The sequence below is a fragment of the Francisella sp. AG1 genome, from assembly GCF_057683165.1.
In genome coordinates, this window is record NZ_CM173135.1 from 1,423,710 (window position 1) to 1,445,541 (window position 21,832).

Sequence of the window (21,832 nt, forward strand, 5' to 3'; positions counted from 1 at the left end):
TAATAAAATAACAAACAACGTCCTTGCTAAAAACAGCAGCTTATGCAAAAATACTGACTTGATATCACCCTTTGTACGGAATAATAATGGAAAGTACACTACATAATACAATATCGCTAAAAAATAAACTATTAATAACTTTAATTTGCTATCTCTGCTATTTTTATACCGCGAATGTCGTCCTAGTTACAGGGGCAGTGATGAGTAACCTAGCAGAATATTTTGGTGATAAAAACATAGGTTTTGCCTTTACTTTTATTAATGTCGCAATGTGGTTTGCTATATTTATTATTGGTTTTTTAATGAGCAAATTCTCCATAAAACTATTATTAATATCTGCAGTTATTATAGGAATAATTTCAGCATTAATAGCCAATTACCACCCATCAATGCTAACTTTAAAAATATTGTTAACTTGTGTAGGCATTACAGGTGGTCTCTTCATGGCTCTAGCTAGTTACCTTATTATAAACATCTATAATCACCATAAAATTAGAGCTATGAACTTTATCTTTACTGATTTTTTCTTTAGCTTTGGCGGTGCATTAATACCAATATTTGCAGCTTATTTATTAACTCAGCATTACCAATGGTATACTATCTATACACTCTTACAAATCACAGCAGCTATTATTCTTATTCTTACAATATTCACAAACTTTTCTGGTGTAGGAAAAAATAAAACCGTTAATTCAACAATCAATAAAACTAAATCAGTTTTTAAAGGTTGGAATTTAAGTCTCTTTTGTATAGCCTTTGGAGCTTTCTTATTTCTACTAGCTCAACTAACGATGACAAGTTATGCTCAAACATATTTTCAAGAAATATTAGGTTGGAATATTATTGATGCAAATAAAGTATTATCTTTTTTCTGGATGGCTCAATGTGTTGGTTTATTCATTAGCCCCCTCATAACAAGAGTAATCCCATTAAAATATATTTTACCCACTTTTATGTTAGTCAGCCTAGCAGCTCTTTCTTGCATAGCCTATGTACCTGATATAAACATTGTGTTAAAAGCAGCTATTGTATTTGGTTTATTCAACTGCTACATCTATGCAGGATTACTAGCTTATGGGACTTTCCAAATAGAACCTGCTCCACCAACCCTTATTACTACAATACTTCTGTTTGGAACAACTGGTACTGCTTTATCAACTACTACTGGTGCATTTATTAACAAGTATTTTGGCTTAATAAGTGTGATTCACTCTGTTGTAATATTTTATATCATCTCTTTTATTCTTGTCCTTCTTGCTGTTATTTTTTCAAGAGAGAAAAAAGAAGATATTTAATTTTTATTATATTAGTTTTTCTAATAAGGCATATAAATTCTTTTTGCTATAAACCAAAATAGTATTAATGTATATTTACCCAAAACTATCAACTAAATATTAGATCATTATATGAAAAATTATTTTAATCAAAGTATAGTCTTTGGAGTTCTCTTAGTAGCTATACTTGCAATAGCATCATATTTCATTGCTAAGATTCCTATTATAGAAAACCTAGGAATTAGTCCTCTTATAATAGGAATAGTTTTAGGAATGGCGCTAACACATACGCCAGCAAAAAAAATCATAAGCAAGTGTAAAGAAGGTGTTATATTTAGTGCAAAAAAAATACTACGATTTGCAATTATTTTTTATGGTTTTAATTTAACCTTCCAGCTTATAGCATCTGTAGGCTTAGCAGGCCTATTTGTATCTATAATAATGTTAGTTTCAACATTAGTTATTGGTATTTTTATAGGGACAAGATTTTTTGGGCTAGATAGAGATAGCGCTATACTGGTTGCAGCTGGGAGTGCTGTATGTGGTGCTGCTGCTGTTTTAGCAACTGAAGGAACACTAAAATCAGAACCATATAAAGCTGCTATGGCTGTTGGTACTGTGGTATTATTTGGCACTACTGCCATGTTTTTATATCCCGTTTTAATGAAAGCAGGTCTCTTAGGACATCTAAATGATACACAATACGGCATCTTTGCTGGAGGCTCTATACACGAAGTTGCTCAAGTAGTCGCTGCTGGTAGTGGTGTAAGTGCTCATGCTGAAGAGGTTGCTGTAACAGTTAAAATGATTCGTGTAATGATGTTAGCTCCAATGCTTATAATTATTGGTATTTGGTTAGCTAAGTCTACTATAGCTGGAGTAGGTTCAATTAAAAGAATTATCCCTTGGTTTGCTATTGGGTTTATTATTGTAGCTGGCTTTAACTCATTAGATCTCTTACCAATCACTACTGTTAACCACATTAGAATAGCTGATCAATTTCTTTTAGTTATGGCAATGACAGCTCTTGGGCTTGAAACTCATATCTCCAAATTTGTTCAAGCAGGAATTAAACCTTTAGTATTAGCTCTAATTCTTTTTGCATGGCTATTCTTCGGTGGGATAACTATCACTTATACAATAACTAACATAATCTAAGAGCTTATTCACTCAAAACTATCCTATTTTAATGCTAAATAATGTATCATATCTAAAAATATAATTACTAAATAAAATCTCACTATGAAACCTATTCTAAATGTTGTTACTACTATTGCAAGAAAAGCAGGCAAAATAATACTGCAAGCTCAAAATGACACCTCTTCAATCATAATTTCTAAAAAAGCTGATAATTCTACTGTCTCAAATATAGATGTTGCTGTTGAAAATTTTATTGTAGATAATATCAAAAAATCTGGATTTAATGATTATTTCATAACTGAAGAAAGCGGTGAATTCGGCGATAAAAATAGTAGATTTACTTGGATTATTGACCCAATAGATGGAACAAATAATTTTGTACACGGATTACCTCATTGCTGTATTTCTATTGCGGTAAAAAAAGATGATGCTATTGTTTTAGGAGTAATCTACAACCCATTCTTAGATTTAATGTTTTGTGCCTATAAAGGTGAAGGCGCTCTTCTTAATGGTAAAAAAATAAGAGTCGCTCAGAGTCAAAACTTAAATGACACACTAATTTCTGCATCATCATTAAAGTACTCACGTAAAATATTTAATGATAGTTATGTTGCTGAAACCATAAAGCTATTGCAAACTATATCTGGGTATAGATATTCTGGTAGCATAGCAATGGATATGGCTTACTTGGCTGCTGGATACATAGATGGTTTATGGGCTTGTGGCGAAGTCAAAATATGGGATTTAGCAGCCGGATACATCATAATGAAAGAGGCTGGTGCAATCGTTACTGATGCTCATGGCACTAATAATCTCGAAACCGGACTAATTATTGCAGGCAATAAAAAGATACAACCAAAACTTACTAAACTTTTAGCAAAACATCTTAAATAATGAATACAAGAGCTATAGCAGCCAAAGCAATTTTAGATATTCTTAGAAAAAAATATTCACTATTAACTTTAGAAAATAAAATTTCTAACCAGAATTTATCTGGTCCTGATAAATCTTTTGTTAAACTTTTGTGTTACGAATTTTTTAGAAACTTTTTTTCTTTAGAAAAAATAACTACCTTACATATCTCAAACACGACAAAATTAGAGGCTAAAATATTAATCATGTTAGGTATTTTACAAATACTTGAGATAAATCAGCCTAATTATGCCTGTATAAATGAGACTGTATCAGCTTGTAAAAGCTTAAAAATAACTTGGGCAACTAAATTTGTAAATGGTGTTTTAAGGAAAATTCTTAGAAATATAGAATCTATTAATAAGCAATATACTAAATATAAAGAATTTGAAATGCCTGAATGGCTTATTAGTGAATTAAAAAAACAATACCCAAATAACTTTTTAGAAGTTATTAAAGCTATGAATCATAAGACAGATATGTTTATCCGCCTTAATCAGGCTAAAGATCCTGACAAAGTAATTAACCACCTTAAGGAAAAACAAGTTCAATATTCATTAACTGAACTATCTAACTGTATAAAACTTCACCAACCAATTGATATAAAAAATGATACATTATTCAAAGATGGCTATTTTAGTGTTCAAGATATCTCTGCTCAATACACTGGCTGGATTATAAACCCTCAAACTAATGATAAAATATTAGATGCATGTGCAGCTCCTGGTGGTAAAACTACACACTTAGTTGAAATCAACCCTAGCATAGATATCCATGCCGTAGATATTTTGGATAAGCGCATAAATTTACTTAAAGAAAGTATAATTAGAGTAGCTCCAAAAAATAAAGTTAATATTATTAAGCATGACCTAACAAAACCACTTAATGGGACTTTTAATAAAATAATATTAGATGCTCCTTGCTCTGCTATAGGGACTATAAAAAAGAATCCTGATATAAAAGTTGTTAGAACTCTAGAAAATATAAAATCAATAAAAATAACACAATCTCAAATATTACAACAATTATGGGATAATAATCTTGAAGAAGGTGGTTATCTCCTATATGTAACATGCTCAATTTTGGAACAGGAAAATCAGACACAAATAGAATCTTTTTTAAATATTAATAAAAATGCTGAACTTACTGATATTAAAATCCTAGATCAATATAAAATAAATTATGGATACCAAATATTACCATCTGAAGATAAAGGTGATGGATTTTATTATTGCTTACTTAAGAAAGTTAAGCGCCTTGATTTTTAGTAGCGAGTATATCTGCAGCCTCTTTTGGCTCCATTGATAATTTTAATTTATTGATCTTGTAAGGGTTATCAAAAAAAATATCTTCAAGCTTATCTTCAATAACAAAACCCAATCCACTATAAAAAGCTAATGAATGCATATCAGAACAATATACATAAGTTGTGTTAATTCCTTGTTCCCTAAATAAATACTCTAGCATTCTCTCATCAAAACCCTTACCAAACAATCTTGGATCAAGTGGAGAAAAGAAAAGCTCTTTACCTTTTATACACGCAAAACTAAGGATTTCAGCATCAGCAAACTGAACAAAACATTCAATTTCAGGATCAACTAGATATTTATCTTTAAATACTTTTTCTAATCTTTTTATCTCAGCTGTTGTAAGGAAAAAACAGGTCTTAGATATATACTCCGACCATATAGATAACATGGCTCTATGATCCTGATGTATTGCTTTTCTTATATCCATTACCACCCCTACTTTCAAACAAATTCATATTTAATATCATACGTTAAAATATAGTATTTATACACCTTTTTCAACTTTTATTTAAAAAAAATCTCTCTTCAAATCTATCATCTAAAGATAAATTATTTGGATGAGATCCAATTTGTCCTTGAGGAACTTTTAACCCATAGCTTTCATAAAAATTAATCCAATACTGAGAAACTGATAAATCATATGGCGATATATAATTTAACTTATGCTGCCTAAAAAAATCTCTTCCTGATACTTTTTTAAAAGCCTCATGAATTAATTCAGAACAATATAGTTTATTTTTAATATCTGGCAAAAAAAGATTATTGTAGCTAAAACCAATAAACTCTTTTGCTTTACTTACTACCTTGGCTAAAAAAATAGAAGATTCCTTAGCCCTACCAATAAGTATTTTTTTGTCATGATATTTGCTTAAAGAGCTTTGTATAACTCCTGCTACCGTTACGGCTTCTATAATTTGACCAAAGCCAATATATAAAGCACAATGATAATAGCTAAAACCACCGAACCCCATAGATAAACCTGAAATGTTTTTTTCAACCTTATCAGATATAAAAATTACATCTCCTTCTTTAAGCACTTCTTAGCTCCAAATATAAAATTGGAAAAGCATTACCTTGATGATCTAGCTCTGAATACCCAACTACTCTAAAGCCATGCTTTTGATAAAATTTTAAAGCACCAGAATTCTGTTCATTAACCTCAACCTTTGTACATTTTCTATATAATATTGCATGTTCTAAGAGCTTTGTCCCAATTTTTTTACCAAAGCTTTTAGACTGTATAAAAAGCATTTCTATATTGCCTCTAGATGTGCCTAAAAACCCTAATACTTTATCCTTCTTATCTTTAACAACCTCTATATAAAGATCTTCTAAGTAAAAATACTCTTGTCTAATTAATTTCCTAAGCTCATAAATATCACTTTCTGCCAAAAAACCATGAGTCGCCCTGACAGAATCTTCCCAAACATCTATCAGTTCATCAAAATCTTCTTCTCTAGCTGTTAGAATCTTCATAATAAAAGTTTTAAATCTGCTTCTTGAATAATTTTAATTCCAAATGCTTGTGCTTTGATTAATTTGCTACCGGCATTATCACCACAAATAACCATATCTGTTTTCTTGGAAACACTCGCCGTAATTTTTGCCCCCATCAACTTTAAAAGCTGAGAAAGTTCTGTACGATTATAATTTTCAAATGTACCTGTAATAACTAAGGTTTTATTAGCAAAATTAGAATTAAAAATATGCTCTACTTTTTCAGGATTACTTATATCAACACCAATATTTAATATATCTTCCACTATTTTAATATTTAATTGATCTTGCCAAAATAAGATAATATTGTTTGCCATAACTTCACCAATATCATTAATCTTGACAAGCTCTTCAAAACTAGCTTGACGAAAGCTATCTAAGCTACCAAAATAATTAGCTAACGATTCTGATGATACTTCTCCAATATCACGTATACCTATTGAAAATATAAACTTTGCTAGTGTAGGTTTTTTGCTTTTGATAATTGAATCTAAAACATTTTGTGAAGATTTTTCACCCATTCTCTCAAGGCTGATTAATTGTTCAAAACTTAACCTATAAATATCTGCTGGATACTTAATTAATTTTGCTTCAACTAATTGTTCAATTAACTTTGCGCCTAACTTGTCAATATCCATAGCTTTACGTGAAACATAATGCTTAAGCCTCTCTGTAGTCTGTGCTTGGCAATGCCAACCTCCTATACAACGATGTATGGCTTGACTATTAATATTTTCAATAGCTGAATCACATACTGGACAATTTAATGGCATCTGAACAGGTTTGGCATCATTTTTACGATATTTAGGTAAGCTTTTGACAACTTCTGGAATCACATCGCCTGCCCTTCTAATTATCACCCTATCACCGCCACGAATATCTTTGCGTGTAATTTCATTAATATTATGCAGAGTTGCATTTGATACTATAACACCTCCTACCGCTACTGGTTTAAGCCTAGCAACAGGAGTGATGGCTCCAGTTCTACCTACTTGAAATTCTATATTTAAGACTTCTGACTCAACTTCTTCAGCTGGAAATTTATATGCTATAGCCCATTTAGGTCCTCTAGCTGTATATCCTATAGTTTCCTGCAGCTTAATGTTATTAACCTTAAAAACTAAACCGTCAATATCATAAGATAAATCAGCACGTTGATGACTCATTTTATTGTGATATTTCTCCACATCTTCAAAGCTTTTAGCTAAGAACATATTATCACTAATAGTAAAGCCAAATTCTTTAAGGGAACTCATTAATTCAAATTGAGACTTGGGGTTTATAAAATCTTGGGAATAATAACCAATACCATATGAATATAATTTTAAAGGCCTTTTCGCTACAACTTTTGAATCTAACATTCTAATGCTACCAGCAGCAGCATTACGAGGATTTGCAAAAGTTTTCTTACCATTTTCTTGCATGTATTCATTAAGTGCTAAGAAACTCTTCTTATCAAGTATAATCTCACCGCGAACCTCAAGCTCATCTGGAGGATTTTTCGTATTTAATTTTAAAGGTATATTTCTAATAGTCTTAACATTCTTTGAGACCTTTTCTCCCTGAACACCATCACCTCTGGTTACAGCATAATCAAATTCACCATTTTTATAAAAAATACTAATAGCTAAACCATCCATTTTTGGCTCACATTCAAGATCGATATCATATTCAATCTTTTCATAGAAATCTCTTAGTTCATCAAGGTTAAAAACATTAGCTAAAGAAGTCATTTTTTTCTTATGTTTTACTGTTTCAAAACCTTCTAAAATTTCACCACCAACCCTATCTAAAACTGAATTTTTAGGTTTGAATTCTGGATTACTACTGGTTAAATCTTCGAGTAGTTTAAAGAGTTGATCATAATCAGAATCAGTAATAATAGGCTTATCTAAGGTATGATAAAGATAGCTTTGATGATTTAAATAATTGGTTAATTGATCTATATTAGTTTTTAATTGTACTTTATCTAAATTATTAATATCTAGAGAAAAAAAATCTTTTGGATTCATTAAAAAGAATAAGTGGATAAGTCATTTCATGAGTGATATTTTATACTAATTTAGTAAAATTTTCATAAAAGAAAATTCATATGAAATTATATTATCTAATAGTTGCCTTGATAATAGCAAAGGAATATTATGATGTGTAGCTGTCCAAAGGGTTCTGTCGCAAACTTATCTAATGCATACAATATTTCCGCAATCAGCTATTTCTAGATACACTTATGCAGCTATAGCATAAAACTGATCCCAAACAGTCATCTTAGTAGCATTAATGTGCTGACCTTTTTTAATCATGTTAACCAACTCGTAACCTGCTATAGTAGATTCCATAGAATCCTATGATTTAAACCCTAGTATGGGTCGAATCAATATCTTTATATTTCTATGATCCTGCTCTATCAAATTATTGAGATACTTATTTTACCTTATCTCTATGCCATAAGTTAACCATATCTCAAGCAAAAACATAAAGATATTAATACTCAGCAAAGCAGCTTCATTAGCATCAGACTTACCTACCTTAACTTTCTCTGGTAAGCCATGTTTTCCAATGGTTTTCTTGAAGAATTTACGAGCTGCCTTTTCATCTTTTTTAGTAGATAGCATAAACTCTAAAGAATCTCCATCCCTGTCTAATGCTCTATATAAATATACCCATTCACCTTTATGCTTTACGTAAGTTTCATCCATCTTCCAACTTACATAAGCACCATATTTCCTAAACTTTTACTGAAAGTAACTTCTAACTCTTTAGCATATTTGATAACCCAACGATTGATGCTACTATGATCTACACTAATCCCACGCTCTTTCATTAACTCTTCTATATGCCTGTAGCTTAATGGATATGATAAATACCAACGAAGAGCTTGGAGAATTAGAATTTTTGTAAAGTGTCTATCTGTAAAATCTAACATATAAATATTGTAATTTAGTTATAGTTAATCCGATAGTTATTTGACAATAATGTTATAATATTTAAAAAAAATGTCATCATATAGCCAAGATTTCAGAGATATCGTAATAACTAAATATAGTTAATCTGATAATATTATACGATTGTCAGTTTGCGACAGTACCGTCAATAGTTGCAACAGTACCATAACTAATATCACATGCCTCTTAAAATTAGTACTTGTTACAATATCTTAAACAACAAATGCTTTAAAAGAAATAATACATGGCTAAACTGTTAATAACAGAACCGGTTAATGTAATAATCCATCGCGACATATACATTTTTTATATTCTAAAAAACAGAAGTCAAAAAGAATATCAAATCGTAAAAAATTAGATATTAAGAATAATTGATGGATTTTTAGAAAAAATTAGAAACCTTTAGGCATCGAAATTTTCAACACTGCTTGATTGTAAAGAAAGAGGTATACTAGCATCTATGGCTTCAACTACAGAATTAGCGGGTATGAAATTGATACAATCAATAACAAAAGAGATTGCTGCCTGAGCTATACCTAAACCAGCAACTCCTTCTTTATTATTTTCTTCACGCTCAGCATTGTAAGCTCCCATAGCACGACTAATTACGCCTAAACCGGTTTGTATTGAAAGTAATACACTAGCTTCATCTACCTTTCCTTTATTAAAAAGACTAGAATTCATTGGTATTACAATTGTCAACGTTATAGACATAGCAGTCCTATAAAAGGCATAAATAGCTTTCATACTCTTATCTGAACTAAAGACCATCAGCATTGCAACTATATTAGAAACGTAGTAACCAATTAATAAAATAGTATTAAACTTTTGGATCTCATCTTTAGAATCAAAATTATTAAACTTAAGCCCTCCCTTAACTACTACACAAATAGCACTAATACCCCTTATTATATTACTTAACTCAGTAATTCCTTGGTCTTCAGATTCAACATATGCTATACCAATATTTGCTAAATCAATAGCTATAAATATTGCATTAATACCTGTAGTTATATCACTTACTAGGTCATCTTGACCGCCTAAACTTGAATTATCTGAATCGGCTAAATAATCTGAACCAGAGTTATAGTTAATCCGATAGTTATTTGACAATAATGTTATAATATTTAGAAAAAATGTCATCATATAGCCAAGATTTCAGAGATATCGTAATAACTAAATATAAAGAAGGCCTAACAGACAAAGAGCTAAGTAATTTTTTTAATATAGATATCCGTACTACTAGATCTTGGATAAACTTATACGAGACAACTGGTGATTATAAATCTAAGCAAGGCTTGGGTTGCGGTAGAGTAGCAACCTTTACAGATAAGGAAGCGATAGAAAGCTACTTAAGAACATATCCAGATGCAATGGCTTTAGATATTAGAGAAGCATTAGCTCCTGAAATACCTAGAAGCACATTTTATGATTGTCTTACCAGACTTGGTTTTAGTTTTAAAAAAAGACACCTAAATATAAGCAAAGAAAAGAACAAGATAGGCAAAGTTTTATAGAGGTTGTTGAGACTATTGAACCTAACAAACTTGTATATTTAGATGAAATGGGTATGGATAATAAACAGTCTGTACTAAGAGGATGGTCTCTTGTTGGTAAACCTAGCTATGGTGAAGTTATTGCTTATCAAACTCAGAGAAAAAGTATAGTTGCTGGTTATAACTATTTAGAAAAGAAGATTATAGCACCGCTAGAGTATACTGGATATACAGATACTCAAATTCTTAATCAGTGGTTTGAAGAGCATTTATGTCCTGAGTTAATTCCAAAGACTACTGTTGTTATGGATAATGCTAGTTTTCATAAGTCTCCTAAATTGGCTAAAATAGCAGAGAAGTTTGATATACAGATACTATACCTTCCTGCTTATTCTCCTGATTTAAATCCTATAGAAAAAATTTGGGCCAATTTTAAAAGAATTTTAAGAAAAGTAAATAATTCTTTTGATAATTTATCTGATGCTATTACTCACGTCTTTAGCACAATATTATCAGATTAACTATATTTGAATTCGTTCATGAAATAACTAAAATAGAAAAAACTTGTGAAAAGTGTAAGTTCAATCTAACAAACTGTCAATCTTTGCAACAGAACCCGATAAGTTTGCGACAGAACCTAATTTATTTATATTTGAATTTCTTTGGGAATTTTTACTTATAACAATATCTAATATTCTTTGTTCGCATATAATATCTAATTTAAATTTAGCTCTTGTAATAGCTGTATAAAAAAGTTGCTTATTTAAAGCATTATTATCTAAGCTTGGTAATATTATTGCAACCTCATCAAATTCCGAACCCTGAGTTTTATGAATAGTCATTACATATACACTCTCATACTGAGGTAACGTATTTAAACTAAAGGTTTTCTCTTCTTTAGCATCAAAATATGCCCTTAACCTACCCGTTTGATCTGGCCAAATAATACCAACATCTCCATTAAATAACCCTAATGAATAGTTATTTTGAGTTATCATAATTGGTCTAGCCTTATAGTTAGAATTAATTTCCTTATTTAATAAGCTCTCAATCTTTTGATTTAACTGATCTGTACCAATTTCAATATTTTTATTAGCGACAAGTATTCTAAATTTTCTTAACTCTCTCAAGGCATCTTTGTGATTGTTACAGCTTTCTAAAGCCTTATATTTATTAGCATATATTTTTAAACAGTTAGCTAGTTTATTTAGATCATAGAAAGAAATATTTTGGTTTTTATATTTTTGAATATCAACATCTCCAACTAACACATCATTAGCTAGATTATTAATATAGTACTGTGAACGATAATTTTTTATTAACTTGGTAGCATATTCGGCTAAACTCCCATCTTGATAATTTATAAGATTTGCTAAAAGGCTTCCGGCCTCAACAGATGGAAGCTGATTAACATCACCAATTAAAACTAACTGGGTATTCTCTCCGATAGATCTTATTAACTTGATAAAAATATTAATATCTAACATCGATGCTTCATCAACTATAATCACATCGTAGGGTGCCTTTATTTGAGTATTATATTTTGTCTGATTTGAGTCTAATCGCAAGCCTAAAAAACGATGAATAGTCTGACCTTCAATATTTCCAAGATATTCCATCACTTCTTTATTTAAGCTGCTAGTATCTATGTTTTTTAAAGTATTATATAGAGATTCTGTGATTCTTTGTGCTGCCTTTCCTGTAGGAGCTAAAATTGCGATTTTTTGCATTTGATTAGATAACATTTGCATTGCCACCAGCATTTTTGCAACTGTGGTTGTTTTACCTGTGCCAGGACCTCCAGACACTATACTAAAACCATAGCTTAAACTTTTTTTTACTGCTATACGTTGTAAGTCAGAATCATTAGAGGCCTGAAATAATTTTAAGCTAATATTTTCAACCATATTATTATGATAATCACTAAGGTTAGGATAGCTTTTTGATTGAATAAAACTAGCTATTTCATTCTCAAATAACCATAGTTTTTTTATATATAATGAATCAAATTTATTAGCAAAATAAATTGGTAAATCTGTATAATCTAAAGAGTTTAATATATTTAAAATATCCGTATAACTAGGTAGAAAAAAACCTCCCTTTCTCTCTTCTAAATCTCCATCATTATTAAATATAACCTTATCAGCTAACTTATTTATTCTTATACAACTATGGCCTTTATGATATGCTGACATAAGTGCTAGAAGCAAATGAAACACCACATCCTCAACTATAATATCATTTTGATTTTTACTATTTTCTTTAGCTAAACCTCTTAAATTATTTTTCTTTAAAAGGATATTCATAACCTCTTGTGCAAAGAAAAAATCAATAGATTTAATATTTGCTAAATACTTAGAACATTCACGAAAACTTTTATATATCATTATCAGCTCCGTCAAACAACATACTTAATTTTTTAATAATCCTATAAGGAGGTTTGGCCTGATAGACTCCATAACCACTTTTCATACCTCGTAAATAAAAATAATATACCCCTCCAAAATGAGTATCAAAATTATAGTCTGGGATATTCTGTTTTAAATATTTATTTAAAGCAACACTATATATCAGATACTGTAAATCATATAAGCTATTTTGATTTTTAATCCTCATTGTCTGTTGATTATAATTACCAACCTTCTCTCCGAGATAATTTGATTTATAATCAGCAACATAAAATTTACCATTATATTCAAAAATCAAATCTATAAATCCATGCAACATTCCCAAAATTTTATAATTATCAAATCTCGTATAATCTAGTAACTCAGATGCTAAACCTAACTGAGAAAAAATACCTCGATACTCATTAAGAACCTTAAGAATCGCAGCTTTATAAAGCTTCTCATTCATTATTGGAAAATAAAATTCTGCCTCTTTGAGGGTCTTTGAGTTCAATAAATCTTTTAAACAAAATCTATTGTTAGTATTAATTTCAAATATATCAGAACTTAAACATTCAACTAACCATTCTTTTAATTTATCAAAATCTTCTGCTGCTACAACCTTGTATCTATTAACTTGTTCTCTTAAAAGAACATCATCTATTTCTCCAGTACTAAAATCCGTATGCTCTAAAACATTATGTAAAATATTACCTGTATCAGCTCCTCTTGGAGCTGTGAACCTGAACTCCAATTTGCTATTTAACTTTTGATTACTGGTAATATCATCTGTTTCATCATTTTCTTTATCTAAAGCAGTATTCTGAAACTTTGATTTAGAAATTTTTGAAAAAGATAACATTTCCCAATTATCATTTTTCAAATCTCTTATATCATTAGCCAATAAATCTTGCCGACTGATCTCTTCATTAATTTTTATAGCTAGAGAAATACTTTGAAAATCATTTATTTTAATTATTTGACTTTGATTAACTTGATCATTTGTAATCATTTCTATTTTATCTAACCAGTTATCTGTTTTTTGATAATTCAAAAACTGAGCCAATGGCGATTTTTCACTATTAGAATACTTAGCAACCCCGATATAACATCTATGCTCAGCTCTAGTTATTGCAACATAAAATAAACGCATCAACTCTTGCATAGTTTCTTGTTCAATTATTTGCTTTGTAGTATCACATCTACCTATTTTGTAAACTGCTTGCTTTTTTAAACTATCATAATATTTATTAACTTTATTTAAATTAAATTTAGATGTACTAACATAGCTTGCAAATGGTACAAAAATTACTGGAAACTCTAATCCTTTTGAACCATGAATAGTTATTATTTTTATTAGACTATCATCGCTTTCTAGCCTCAATTCACCCTCAGCATTAGAATTATTAACTATTTGCTGACGATACCATTTAATAAGTTGATTAGGGTGCTTATATTTGCTCTCTGCTACTTTGATAAGCTCTACTAAGTGTAAAATATTAGTAATAACTCTTTCTTTATTATTAGCTCTTAAATTAAAATTCTGATGAATCACCTGCATCATCATCATCATAAAGCCATAATTTTGCCATTGAGCGCGTAACACTTTTACTTGCTCTATCTTATCATCCCAAGCACTAACATCATCCTCATCCAAAAACTCAACAAAATCTTTTGCTGTAGATCCCAAAAGACTAGTAGCTAAAGCTTTTTTTAATAAAGCTTTATTTTCAAGTTCATTTACACCTTCCATTAGATTTAGTATTTCTATAGCCTCCTGACTTTGAAAAACATTATCTCTTTGACTTAAATAAACAGAGCTTAATCCTTTTGTACTTAACGCTTGCTGAATTATATTAGCTTGTTTAGAATTTTCAACAAGTATTGCTATTTCATCTTCTACTATAGATTTTGAATTCAAAACCCTGACTGTTTCATTGGCAACCCAATAGGAAAGTTTTTTATCAATATCTCCTTTTTTATCATCTTTTGAAGCTTCATAATAAAAATAATTTATTGGTTTGAGATTATCCTTAAACTCTCTCTGTTTTGCTTCGGTATATGCTGATGCTTTAACTGTCTGATAGTCAATACCTTCACCAAAAATATTTTTTGCAATCTCTCCTTCATATTTATAATTACTTTTATAAAATAGACGATTATATGCCTTTATCATTTCATAAGTTGAACGCCAATTTGTATCCATACTCCATTGGTTCTCATAAGAACAACTCTGCTTAGCCCTTAAATATATAAAAATATCTCCTCCTCTAAAGCCATAAATTGCCTGCTTAGGGTCACCAATCATGATAAATAATAAATTTGTGTTAATTACTGGATAAATCATATCTAGTATTTCATATTGTTGAGCATCTGTATCTTGAAACTCATCTATTAGCGCTACTGGATACTGAGTTTGTAATGTTCTAATTAAATCAGTCGAGCTTTTAACACTATTACAAAGTTTGGCGATTAAATCATCAAAATCTAAAACTGCTTTATCTTGTTTTGTTATGATGAAATTTTTACGGATTTGTAAGCATACTTCTTGGATAAATTGAGCTGCTTCTCTTTGCTTAATCTCTAACAGCAATTCTTTTAGCTCTTTAATACCTTTAAAAAGCGGTTTTATTTTAGCTCCTTTTATCTTATTACCGTTTGTAATTATAGATATACAATCAGGAAATGGGACATCACTAGGCAATTCTAACCATTTCAAAACTTTACTATACTCATCAACACGTTTACCTTGCGGCTCTCCCTTACCCACTTTAGATAAAAATTCATCAACAATACTTTGATTCTTTGTTAAAATCTCTAATTGATACTTTTTCTGGAGTATAAATTCATCAAAACTTATAGTTTGATCTGCAATTATTTGATAATTTGATTTAATAACACTAGCTAAACCATCTCTATCTAAGAACCTCTCTGGGGTATGTAAGCTATACAGTTTTAAATACTCATAATTAGTTTTATTATTATTTATATTTTTTCTAAAAAAATCTTCAACTATTTTTTGTAAGATATCAGAAGTGTCTACCTCCATCGAGATATCCATCTCCATACCACTAGCAAAAGCTTGTTCGCTAAGTATTTTTTTACAAAACCCATGAATAGTAAAAATAGCGGCTTCATCTATTTCTAAGGAAGCTCTTTTTAAGTGTAAATAATCACTCTTTTGCTCCTCTTTCTGCTCAGGTGTATAGCTAGCTAATTTCTCTCTTAATTTTGATTCTACCCTACCAATAATTTCTTGAGTAGCATCTTTAGTAAATGTCATCACAAGTATTTGACTGGGAAGCAACCTCTTCTCTAATAAAAGCCTAATATATAGTTCTGTAATATTATAAGTTTTACCAGTACCTGCACTTGCTTCTATTATATGACGGCCGGTTAGAGGAATTGTTTTTATATCTAAATTTTTCATCTTTTTTTCAACTTTTACTAAATTTAGTAAAACACACTTATTACTAATCGACTCTTATCTTAAATATTCTGCTAATAAATATAAAAAATAAAGCTATTGCAGTACCACTAAAAGTTTCTATCAAACGTAAACTAGCATTTAAAAAAGGCGAATAATCAGGCTGATATAAACCTAAGGCAACTATCACTCCAGCATTAGCACTACTCATCTTTATAGCATTATCAAGATGGAGACTAGCAGTAATAAAAACACTTATTGCTACAGTCAAAATCATAACATAATAATAATAGCCAATAATAGAAGTAAAAATAAATGCTGTAATACCGCCAATAACCGAACCCACAAATATTTGAAAAGCTGCTGAATATGAGTCTTTAACGCTTAATTGTAATATGGTTGAAACTGTAATTAAGCACCAAAAACCACCTATAATAGATTGCCCACGATGCAACAACTCTGATACATAAAAACCAAACAAAAAACATAAACATGCAGCAATAGCAATTTCAAAGCTTATGTATATGTTTTTATAAAGTGATCGCATATTATAATCTTTATTTCTAATCTTCATTTATTACCTCAAAAAAATCTTGGAAAATACCTGTACCCTCAAAATCATTGATAGAAGGATTCTCACTATAAAAAATCCTGAAATACTCATCTTTATCTAGTGCTTTATAGTTATTTTCATCTGAAATAACTCTATTCCATACTTCCTGTTGCTTTTTATCTGTATTGTGTTCACTAGTAAATAAAGCTTCAGCTAATGCTAAGTGGGCTAATTTAGGTTTCTTAATTAAGCATTGTGCTTCTCTTATATAGGATTCTAATATCGATATAGCCATCATATAGCTAATATTTCTAATCACAAATTCTTTAACTTCATTTTTTTCTAGATAGTAATAAATAGCTGAGATATTTTTTTGTTCCTTATATGCTACGATTAAAGCAGTTAAATATAATTCAAACTTATGTTTTATTCTAAGCTTTGATGGATTACATAGCATTAATTGATCATTTTTAATATAGCAAGATGTGCTAAGCTCATAGCCCAAAACACCAATCACTAAATATTCATATTTAAACTCACTAATCTTTGATTCTGTTACTAATTTACCTATACTCATGACTTCTAAATTTAACTCATCATCAGTCAATACTGAATCTGGAAATCTACCACTTAATTTATTTTTTTTGAGTGTTTGTTCAATATTTATGTTATTACTAAAATCACTAAATAAATTTTGCTTTAATTGATATCTATCAAGTGGTTTAATATCGAATGGTTCACTATCTTCAAGCTCCTCAAAATTATCTCCCAAATATAAGTCTAAACTATAATTTGCATACGCTTTTAAAGGATTATCAAAAATATTTACAAATTTTGGAACAGTTAAACTTTCTAATAACTTACTTTTATTATCATTAGAAGCTTTTATATTATAAAAATCTTGTATATCAGCCTTTAACAATTTTAACCAAGCATGATCATAACTTCTATATTTATCTGAATAACATTTAGGACTAAAAGCATGCAGTGGGAATTCTTTTATATCACTATCATTCCAGGCATAATTTTTTTGTAAATAATTAATAAATTCTTTCAATACTAAACTTGACTGCTGTTCTGAATTTGTCTTAACACTTTTACCTATATAACTAAAATATGAATTTGAACGTGCAGATAATATTGTTTCTAAAAATAAATACCTATCATCATTTCTCTTTGTCCTATCTCCAGATCTTCTACCAAGCCTAGCGATTAAATCAAAACTAATTGCGGTTTCTTGGCGTGGAAACTTACCATTGTTTAATCCAAGCATAGCAACTACTTTAAATGGTATGTTCCTCATAGGTGTCATTGAGCAAAATGTTACTTTACCATTTAGGAAATGGTTATTTATAATTGGCTCAGATAATTGCAAATTTAAACAATATCTAATCGTATATAAATCAACTTTTTCATCACCGATAATACCTTTCGCCTGATTAGTTGTTGTTACGATAATATCCTTTATCTTTTTTGCAATATATTCATCATCTTTAGCTACATTAAAAACATCATCAAACATTTTTAAAAGATAATCCTGCCATTTTGCAAAACTTCTAGTCTCTAAAAGTTGATTTGAATATTCAGCTAACCGTTCTAAAAGTTCATATAGCCCACCTAACTCAATTATTTCACTACCTTCGATAATTGGTACAGTTAAAAGACTATTATTTACAATATATTCACTATCACTATAACTAAATCCCAAGATTAATCTTCTTAAACCCCACGCCCAAGAAAAAACACCTCCATCATTACTATGATGAATACATGTCTGCTTAAGCCAATAGTGTATAGTTTCTAACTGGTTATTAGATATATTAAATTTTTGTTGAATTGCTGGGACGGTTAAATAATCTAATATTTTATTTACTTCAAAATTACTTTCTGGCAGCTGTAATAAATCCATAAAACTTGCAGCCAAAGGCTCAGAATCTAAAAGAGTTCTATCAGCTATAGAACAAGCTAATTTCTTATCATTACTATACCTTGAAAAAACACTATCAATATATGGAGAGTAATCTTCAATATTTGGACACATTACAAGGATATCACGAGCTTTAATACTCTCATCAATTTTTATAATATCTAATAGCTTATCATGAAGTATCTGAACCTCTCTAAGCGGGCTATGACAAGAATTAATACTAATCGTATTATCTTTTTGTTTACTATGATTATAACAATCAAGTTCTAATAAATTCCTTTGCAAGCTTACAAGTTGAGATTGCTTTATATTTTCCAGCTTTTTAGCATTTTCAAAAACTTCAAATTCTTGCTTAGCTGGAGTATCGATTAAAGTATTGATAAATTCCTTACCTTGTTGACCTAGATTTGCTAAAAGTGGTTGGGCTTCATAATCATCATTACCAAGCCAAGCAGATATATTTTTATTTTTCAAATCACCCCAATATTCACTACAAGGGTTAATATATAAGATATTTAGGTCAATATACTTAGCTAATTCAAATAGAAAATTCAAATTTCTTGGTGAAACAGTGTTTATCCCAAATAGATATATATTACTAGGCACATTTATTTTTTGTAAAGTTTGAATACTAAATTTGGTTATTGCTTGTTTTTGTATAGAGTGTGGAGTATAAGGGATTTCTAAAACTAACTTTTGCCATATATACCTCTGCCAATCTTCATCTTCTTCAGCCTTTATGTTTATATATTCTCCACTCTCCCATATTTCTAACCAATCACTTCGATATGATATATATTTCGAAAAAACTTCAGCGATTTTAGCTGATAATTGATATTTTTTTATATCACTATCTATATAATATTCTTTAAGTTTAGAATTTTCTAAATCACTATTTGATAATATTTTAAAAATCCTCCATGTAAGCGTATCTCTCGTATATGCTTTTTTATACTCTTGCTTGGCTGTTATTTCATAGCATATATCAAGGATATAACTATTTACCATATCATACTTTAGATTCATAGCTATACTACGGCTTTCAGCTAGCTGCATACTTAACCAATGCTGCATACCGCGACTTCCAACTATAAGTTGGGTTGGTTTAAATATATCTTTTTGTTCAACATCTAAAAGCTTAGACAATACTTCAACTAAGTACTCTAATTTATTTGAAGGATAGGTATATAATGCCATACTTAATTAACTAAAACAGTTATACTCAATATTTTAACAAAGTAGATCTATAAGAGTTAACTATAAGTATCAAATACTAAAATTATTATTTAAATTCAAAATGACTCTGCTTGTGCTTTTTGCCAAGACCTTTCAAAACTTTTAGGAATATCACCTCTTATCAAAGAATTCTCTGGAATAAAATCATATAGATCAAGATATGACTTTATTTCATTAACTGATATACGCTTCTTTAGATTATCAGGACTAACACTCTTAGCAGAGGTTAAACCCATAGCCCCAATTATTTCTGTACAAGATTTTATAGTTGCCTTATGGAACTTATATACCCGATGCATTTTCTCTTCAACTACCAATGCCTTAGCTAATCTATCATTTTGCGTAGCAACTCCTACAGGACAAGTATTATTATTACATTGGCGAGATTGGATACAGCCAACAGCAAGCATCATAGCTCTTGCAGAATTACAAGTATCAGCTCCCATAGCAAACAATCTAACCATATCAAATCCAGTAGCAACTTTACTACTAGCAATTATGCGAATATCTTTTCTTAGGCCACACCCAACTAAAGCATTATTAACAAAAATCAAACTATCCTCCAAAGGCATGCCTATATAGTTTGAGAACTCCAATGGTGCTGCTCCTGTGCCACCATCTGCTCCATCTACAGTTATAAAATCAGCTTTTATTCCAGTTTTTAGCATAGCTTTGCAAATTGAAAGAAACTCAACATGACTACCGATACATAATTTAAAACCAATTGGCTTACCCGCTGATAGATCTCTCAACTCTTTTATAAAATAACAAAATTCTTCAGGTGTTGAAAAAGCACTATGTGCTGGAGGTGATAAAACATCCTGTCCCATAGGCACATCTCTAATTTTTGCAATTTCTGGTGTAATTTTAGCAGCTGGTAAAACCCCACCATGTGCTGGTTTAGCGCCTTGAGATAGTTTAATCTCTATCATTTTTACGCTTTCTAAATTAGCTTTTTTAATAAATTTATCTCTTGAGAAATTACCATCTTCTGTACGACACCCAAAATATCCTGTCCCAATCTGAAATACAATATCACCACCTTGTAAATGATGCTCAGTTAAACCACCCTCACCTGTATTTTGATAAAAACCTCCTAATTTTGCCCCTTTATTTAAAGCCATAACAGCATTAGCTGATAATGCTCCAAAACTCATTGCTGAGATATTTAAATGTGATGCTATGTATGGCTTTTTACAGTCGGGTCCTCCAAATACAATACGGCTCTCAACTTCATCAATATGCTTAGGAATTAACGAGTGAGTTACCCACTCATAGCCTACCTGATTAATATCCTTCTCCGTACCAAAAGCAACTGTATCATTTACACCTTTTGCACGACGATAAATAGTAGAACGCTGTTCCCTACAAAAGGGTTTTTCACTCTCATCATCAGCTATAAAATACTGTTGAATCTCTGGACGCAAAAACTCTAAAATAAAACGCATATGCCCAACTATAGGAAAATTTCTTAAAATTGAGTGTTTTTTTTGCCTAACATCATAAATAGCTAATATAAATAAAGCTGTGATAAACGCTACACTAATCCAGATTGATGCTTTAAACAAAGCAAGTGAAAATAGAACCATTATTATAAAAATAGCTAAGCCAATATACCATTTACGACGTTCCCCAATATGCATACTAAATTTCCTTTGTTTTTAGTAAGATTCGAATATACTCTAGCATGTATTTTTTTAATATTAAATATTAATGTTATTAACAAATATT

At 30.1% G+C, this 21,832-nt stretch carries 15 protein-coding genes and 1 pseudogene; 5 read left to right on the forward strand and 11 right to left on the reverse strand.

Annotated elements, in window-relative coordinates; all coding sequences use genetic code 11:
• The first annotated feature begins 86 nt into the window (after window positions 1-86).
• The 4 genes from tsgA (at window position 87) to rsmB (ending at window position 4,594) form a co-directional block, all read left to right on the forward strand.
• Window positions 87-1,295 carry an MFS transporter TsgA gene (gene tsgA / locus ACR0PV_RS07380; protein ID WP_488172478.1) on the forward strand — a complete coding sequence of 403 codons (1,209 nt, stop codon included), beginning with the start codon at window positions 87-89 and terminating at the stop codon, window positions 1,293-1,295.
• Between the two features lie 111 nt (window positions 1,296-1,406).
• The gene (locus tag ACR0PV_RS07385) at window positions 1,407-2,432 is read left to right on the forward strand and encodes a YeiH family protein (protein ID WP_488172479.1); all 1,026 of its coding nucleotides are present in this window, start codon (window positions 1,407-1,409) and stop codon (window positions 2,430-2,432) included.
• Window positions 2,433-2,516: 84 nt separating this feature from the next.
• A complete protein-coding gene (locus tag ACR0PV_RS07390) occupies window positions 2,517-3,308 on the forward strand; it encodes an inositol monophosphatase family protein (RefSeq protein ID WP_488172480.1) in 792 nt (263 codons plus the stop codon).
• A complete protein-coding gene (rsmB, locus tag ACR0PV_RS07395) occupies window positions 3,308-4,594 on the forward strand; it encodes a 16S rRNA (cytosine(967)-C(5))-methyltransferase RsmB (protein WP_488172481.1) in 1,287 nt (428 codons plus the stop codon). The genes ACR0PV_RS07390 and rsmB overlap by 1 nt, the downstream gene beginning before the upstream one ends.
• On the opposite strand, the gene ACR0PV_RS07400 is transcribed toward rsmB, so the two are convergent.
• From ACR0PV_RS07400 to ACR0PV_RS07425, 6 genes and pseudogenes are all read right to left on the reverse strand, one after another.
• Window positions 4,575-5,063 (reverse strand): N-acetyltransferase family protein, encoded by a 489-nt coding sequence (locus ACR0PV_RS07400; RefSeq protein ID WP_488172482.1) that lies wholly within the window; start codon window positions 5,061-5,063, stop codon window positions 4,575-4,577. The two genes, rsmB and ACR0PV_RS07400, sit on opposite strands and share 20 nt — an antisense overlap.
• Before the next feature lie 70 nt (window positions 5,064-5,133).
• Entirely contained in the window at window positions 5,134-5,673 is a 540-nt protein-coding gene (locus tag ACR0PV_RS07405; protein WP_488172483.1) for a YiiX/YebB-like N1pC/P60 family cysteine hydrolase, read from the reverse strand.
• Window positions 5,666-6,112 (reverse strand): GNAT family N-acetyltransferase, encoded by a 447-nt coding sequence (locus ACR0PV_RS07410; protein ID WP_488172484.1) that lies wholly within the window; start codon window positions 6,110-6,112, stop codon window positions 5,666-5,668. Before ACR0PV_RS07410 ends, ACR0PV_RS07405 begins: the two co-directional genes overlap by 8 nt.
• Window positions 6,109-8,145 carry an NAD-dependent DNA ligase LigA gene (gene ligA / locus ACR0PV_RS07415; RefSeq protein ID WP_488172485.1) on the reverse strand — a complete coding sequence of 679 codons (2,037 nt, stop codon included), beginning with the start codon at window positions 8,143-8,145 and terminating at the stop codon, window positions 6,109-6,111. The genes ACR0PV_RS07410 and ligA overlap by 4 nt, the downstream gene beginning before the upstream one ends.
• Before the next feature lie 213 nt (window positions 8,146-8,358).
• Window positions 8,359-9,056, reverse strand: a pseudogene (locus tag ACR0PV_RS07420) (IS6 family transposase).
• A 421-nt stretch (window positions 9,057-9,477) separates the two neighbouring features.
• The gene (locus ACR0PV_RS07425) at window positions 9,478-10,221 is read right to left on the reverse strand and encodes a hypothetical protein (RefSeq protein ID WP_488172486.1); all 744 of its coding nucleotides are present in this window, start codon (window positions 10,219-10,221) and stop codon (window positions 9,478-9,480) included.
• On the opposite strand from ACR0PV_RS07425, the gene ACR0PV_RS07430 reads away from it, so the two are divergent.
• A protein-coding gene (locus ACR0PV_RS07430) for an IS630 family transposase (RefSeq protein ID WP_488172178.1) occupies window positions 10,212-11,092 on the forward strand; the annotation gives its coding sequence in 2 pieces (ribosomal slippage) (window positions 10,212-10,536 and window positions 10,536-11,092; 882 coding nt in all). The two genes, ACR0PV_RS07425 and ACR0PV_RS07430, sit on opposite strands and share 10 nt — an antisense overlap.
• Before the next feature lie 60 nt (window positions 11,093-11,152).
• Here the strand turns inward: ACR0PV_RS07430 and recD are convergent.
• From recD to ACR0PV_RS07455, 5 genes are all read right to left on the reverse strand, one after another.
• On the reverse strand, window positions 11,153-12,955 hold the full coding sequence (recD, locus tag ACR0PV_RS07435) for an exodeoxyribonuclease V subunit alpha (protein ID WP_488173983.1): 1,803 nt from the start codon (window positions 12,953-12,955) through the stop codon (window positions 11,153-11,155).
• Window positions 12,948-16,388 carry an exodeoxyribonuclease V subunit beta gene (gene recB / locus ACR0PV_RS07440; RefSeq protein ID WP_488172487.1) on the reverse strand — a complete coding sequence of 1,147 codons (3,441 nt, stop codon included), beginning with the start codon at window positions 16,386-16,388 and terminating at the stop codon, window positions 12,948-12,950. Before recB ends, recD begins: the two co-directional genes overlap by 8 nt.
• Window positions 16,389-16,431: 43 nt before the next feature.
• The gene (locus ACR0PV_RS07445; protein WP_488172488.1) at window positions 16,432-16,959 is read right to left on the reverse strand and encodes an FUSC family protein; all 528 of its coding nucleotides are present in this window, start codon (window positions 16,957-16,959) and stop codon (window positions 16,432-16,434) included.
• Complete coding sequence (gene recC, locus ACR0PV_RS07450) at window positions 16,949-20,062, reverse strand: exodeoxyribonuclease V subunit gamma (RefSeq protein WP_488172489.1); 3,114 nt, start codon at window positions 20,060-20,062, stop codon at window positions 16,949-16,951. The genes ACR0PV_RS07445 and recC overlap by 11 nt, the downstream gene beginning before the upstream one ends.
• A gap of 95 nt (window positions 20,063-20,157) precedes the next feature.
• Window positions 20,158-21,744 carry an FMN-binding glutamate synthase family protein gene (locus tag ACR0PV_RS07455; protein ID WP_488172490.1) on the reverse strand — a complete coding sequence of 529 codons (1,587 nt, stop codon included), beginning with the start codon at window positions 21,742-21,744 and terminating at the stop codon, window positions 20,158-20,160.
• Window positions 21,745-21,832: the final 88 nt, after the last annotated feature.

Excerpts from the sequence above, each read along its gene's own strand:
- tsgA (WP_488172478.1), top strand. The coding sequence starts at position 87 with ATGGAAAGTACACTACATAATACAATATCGCTAAAAAATAAACTATTA.
- ACR0PV_RS07385 (WP_488172479.1), top strand. The coding sequence starts at position 1,407 with ATGAAAAATTATTTTAATCAAAGTATAGTCTTTGGAGTTCTCTTAGTA.
- ACR0PV_RS07390 (WP_488172480.1), top strand. The coding sequence starts at position 2,517 with ATGAAACCTATTCTAAATGTTGTTACTACTATTGCAAGAAAAGCAGGC.
- rsmB (WP_488172481.1), top strand. The coding sequence starts at position 3,308 with ATGAATACAAGAGCTATAGCAGCCAAAGCAATTTTAGATATTCTTAGA.
- ACR0PV_RS07400 (WP_488172482.1), bottom strand. The coding sequence starts at position 5,063 with ATGGATATAAGAAAAGCAATACATCAGGATCATAGAGCCATGTTATCT.
- ACR0PV_RS07410 (WP_488172484.1), bottom strand. The coding sequence starts at position 6,112 with ATGAAGATTCTAACAGCTAGAGAAGAAGATTTTGATGAACTGATAGAT.
- ligA (WP_488172485.1), bottom strand. The coding sequence starts at position 8,145 with ATGAATCCAAAAGATTTTTTTTCTCTAGATATTAATAATTTAGATAAA.
- ACR0PV_RS07425 (WP_488172486.1), bottom strand. The coding sequence starts at position 10,221 with ATGATGACATTTTTTCTAAATATTATAACATTATTGTCAAATAACTAT.
- recB (WP_488172487.1), bottom strand. The coding sequence starts at position 16,388 with ATGAAAAATTTAGATATAAAAACAATTCCTCTAACCGGCCGTCATATA.
- ACR0PV_RS07445 (WP_488172488.1), bottom strand. The coding sequence starts at position 16,959 with ATGAAGATTAGAAATAAAGATTATAATATGCGATCACTTTATAAAAAC.
- recC (WP_488172489.1), bottom strand. The coding sequence starts at position 20,062 with ATGGCATTATATACCTATCCTTCAAATAAATTAGAGTACTTAGTTGAA.
- ACR0PV_RS07455 (WP_488172490.1), bottom strand. The coding sequence starts at position 21,744 with ATGCATATTGGGGAACGTCGTAAATGGTATATTGGCTTAGCTATTTTT.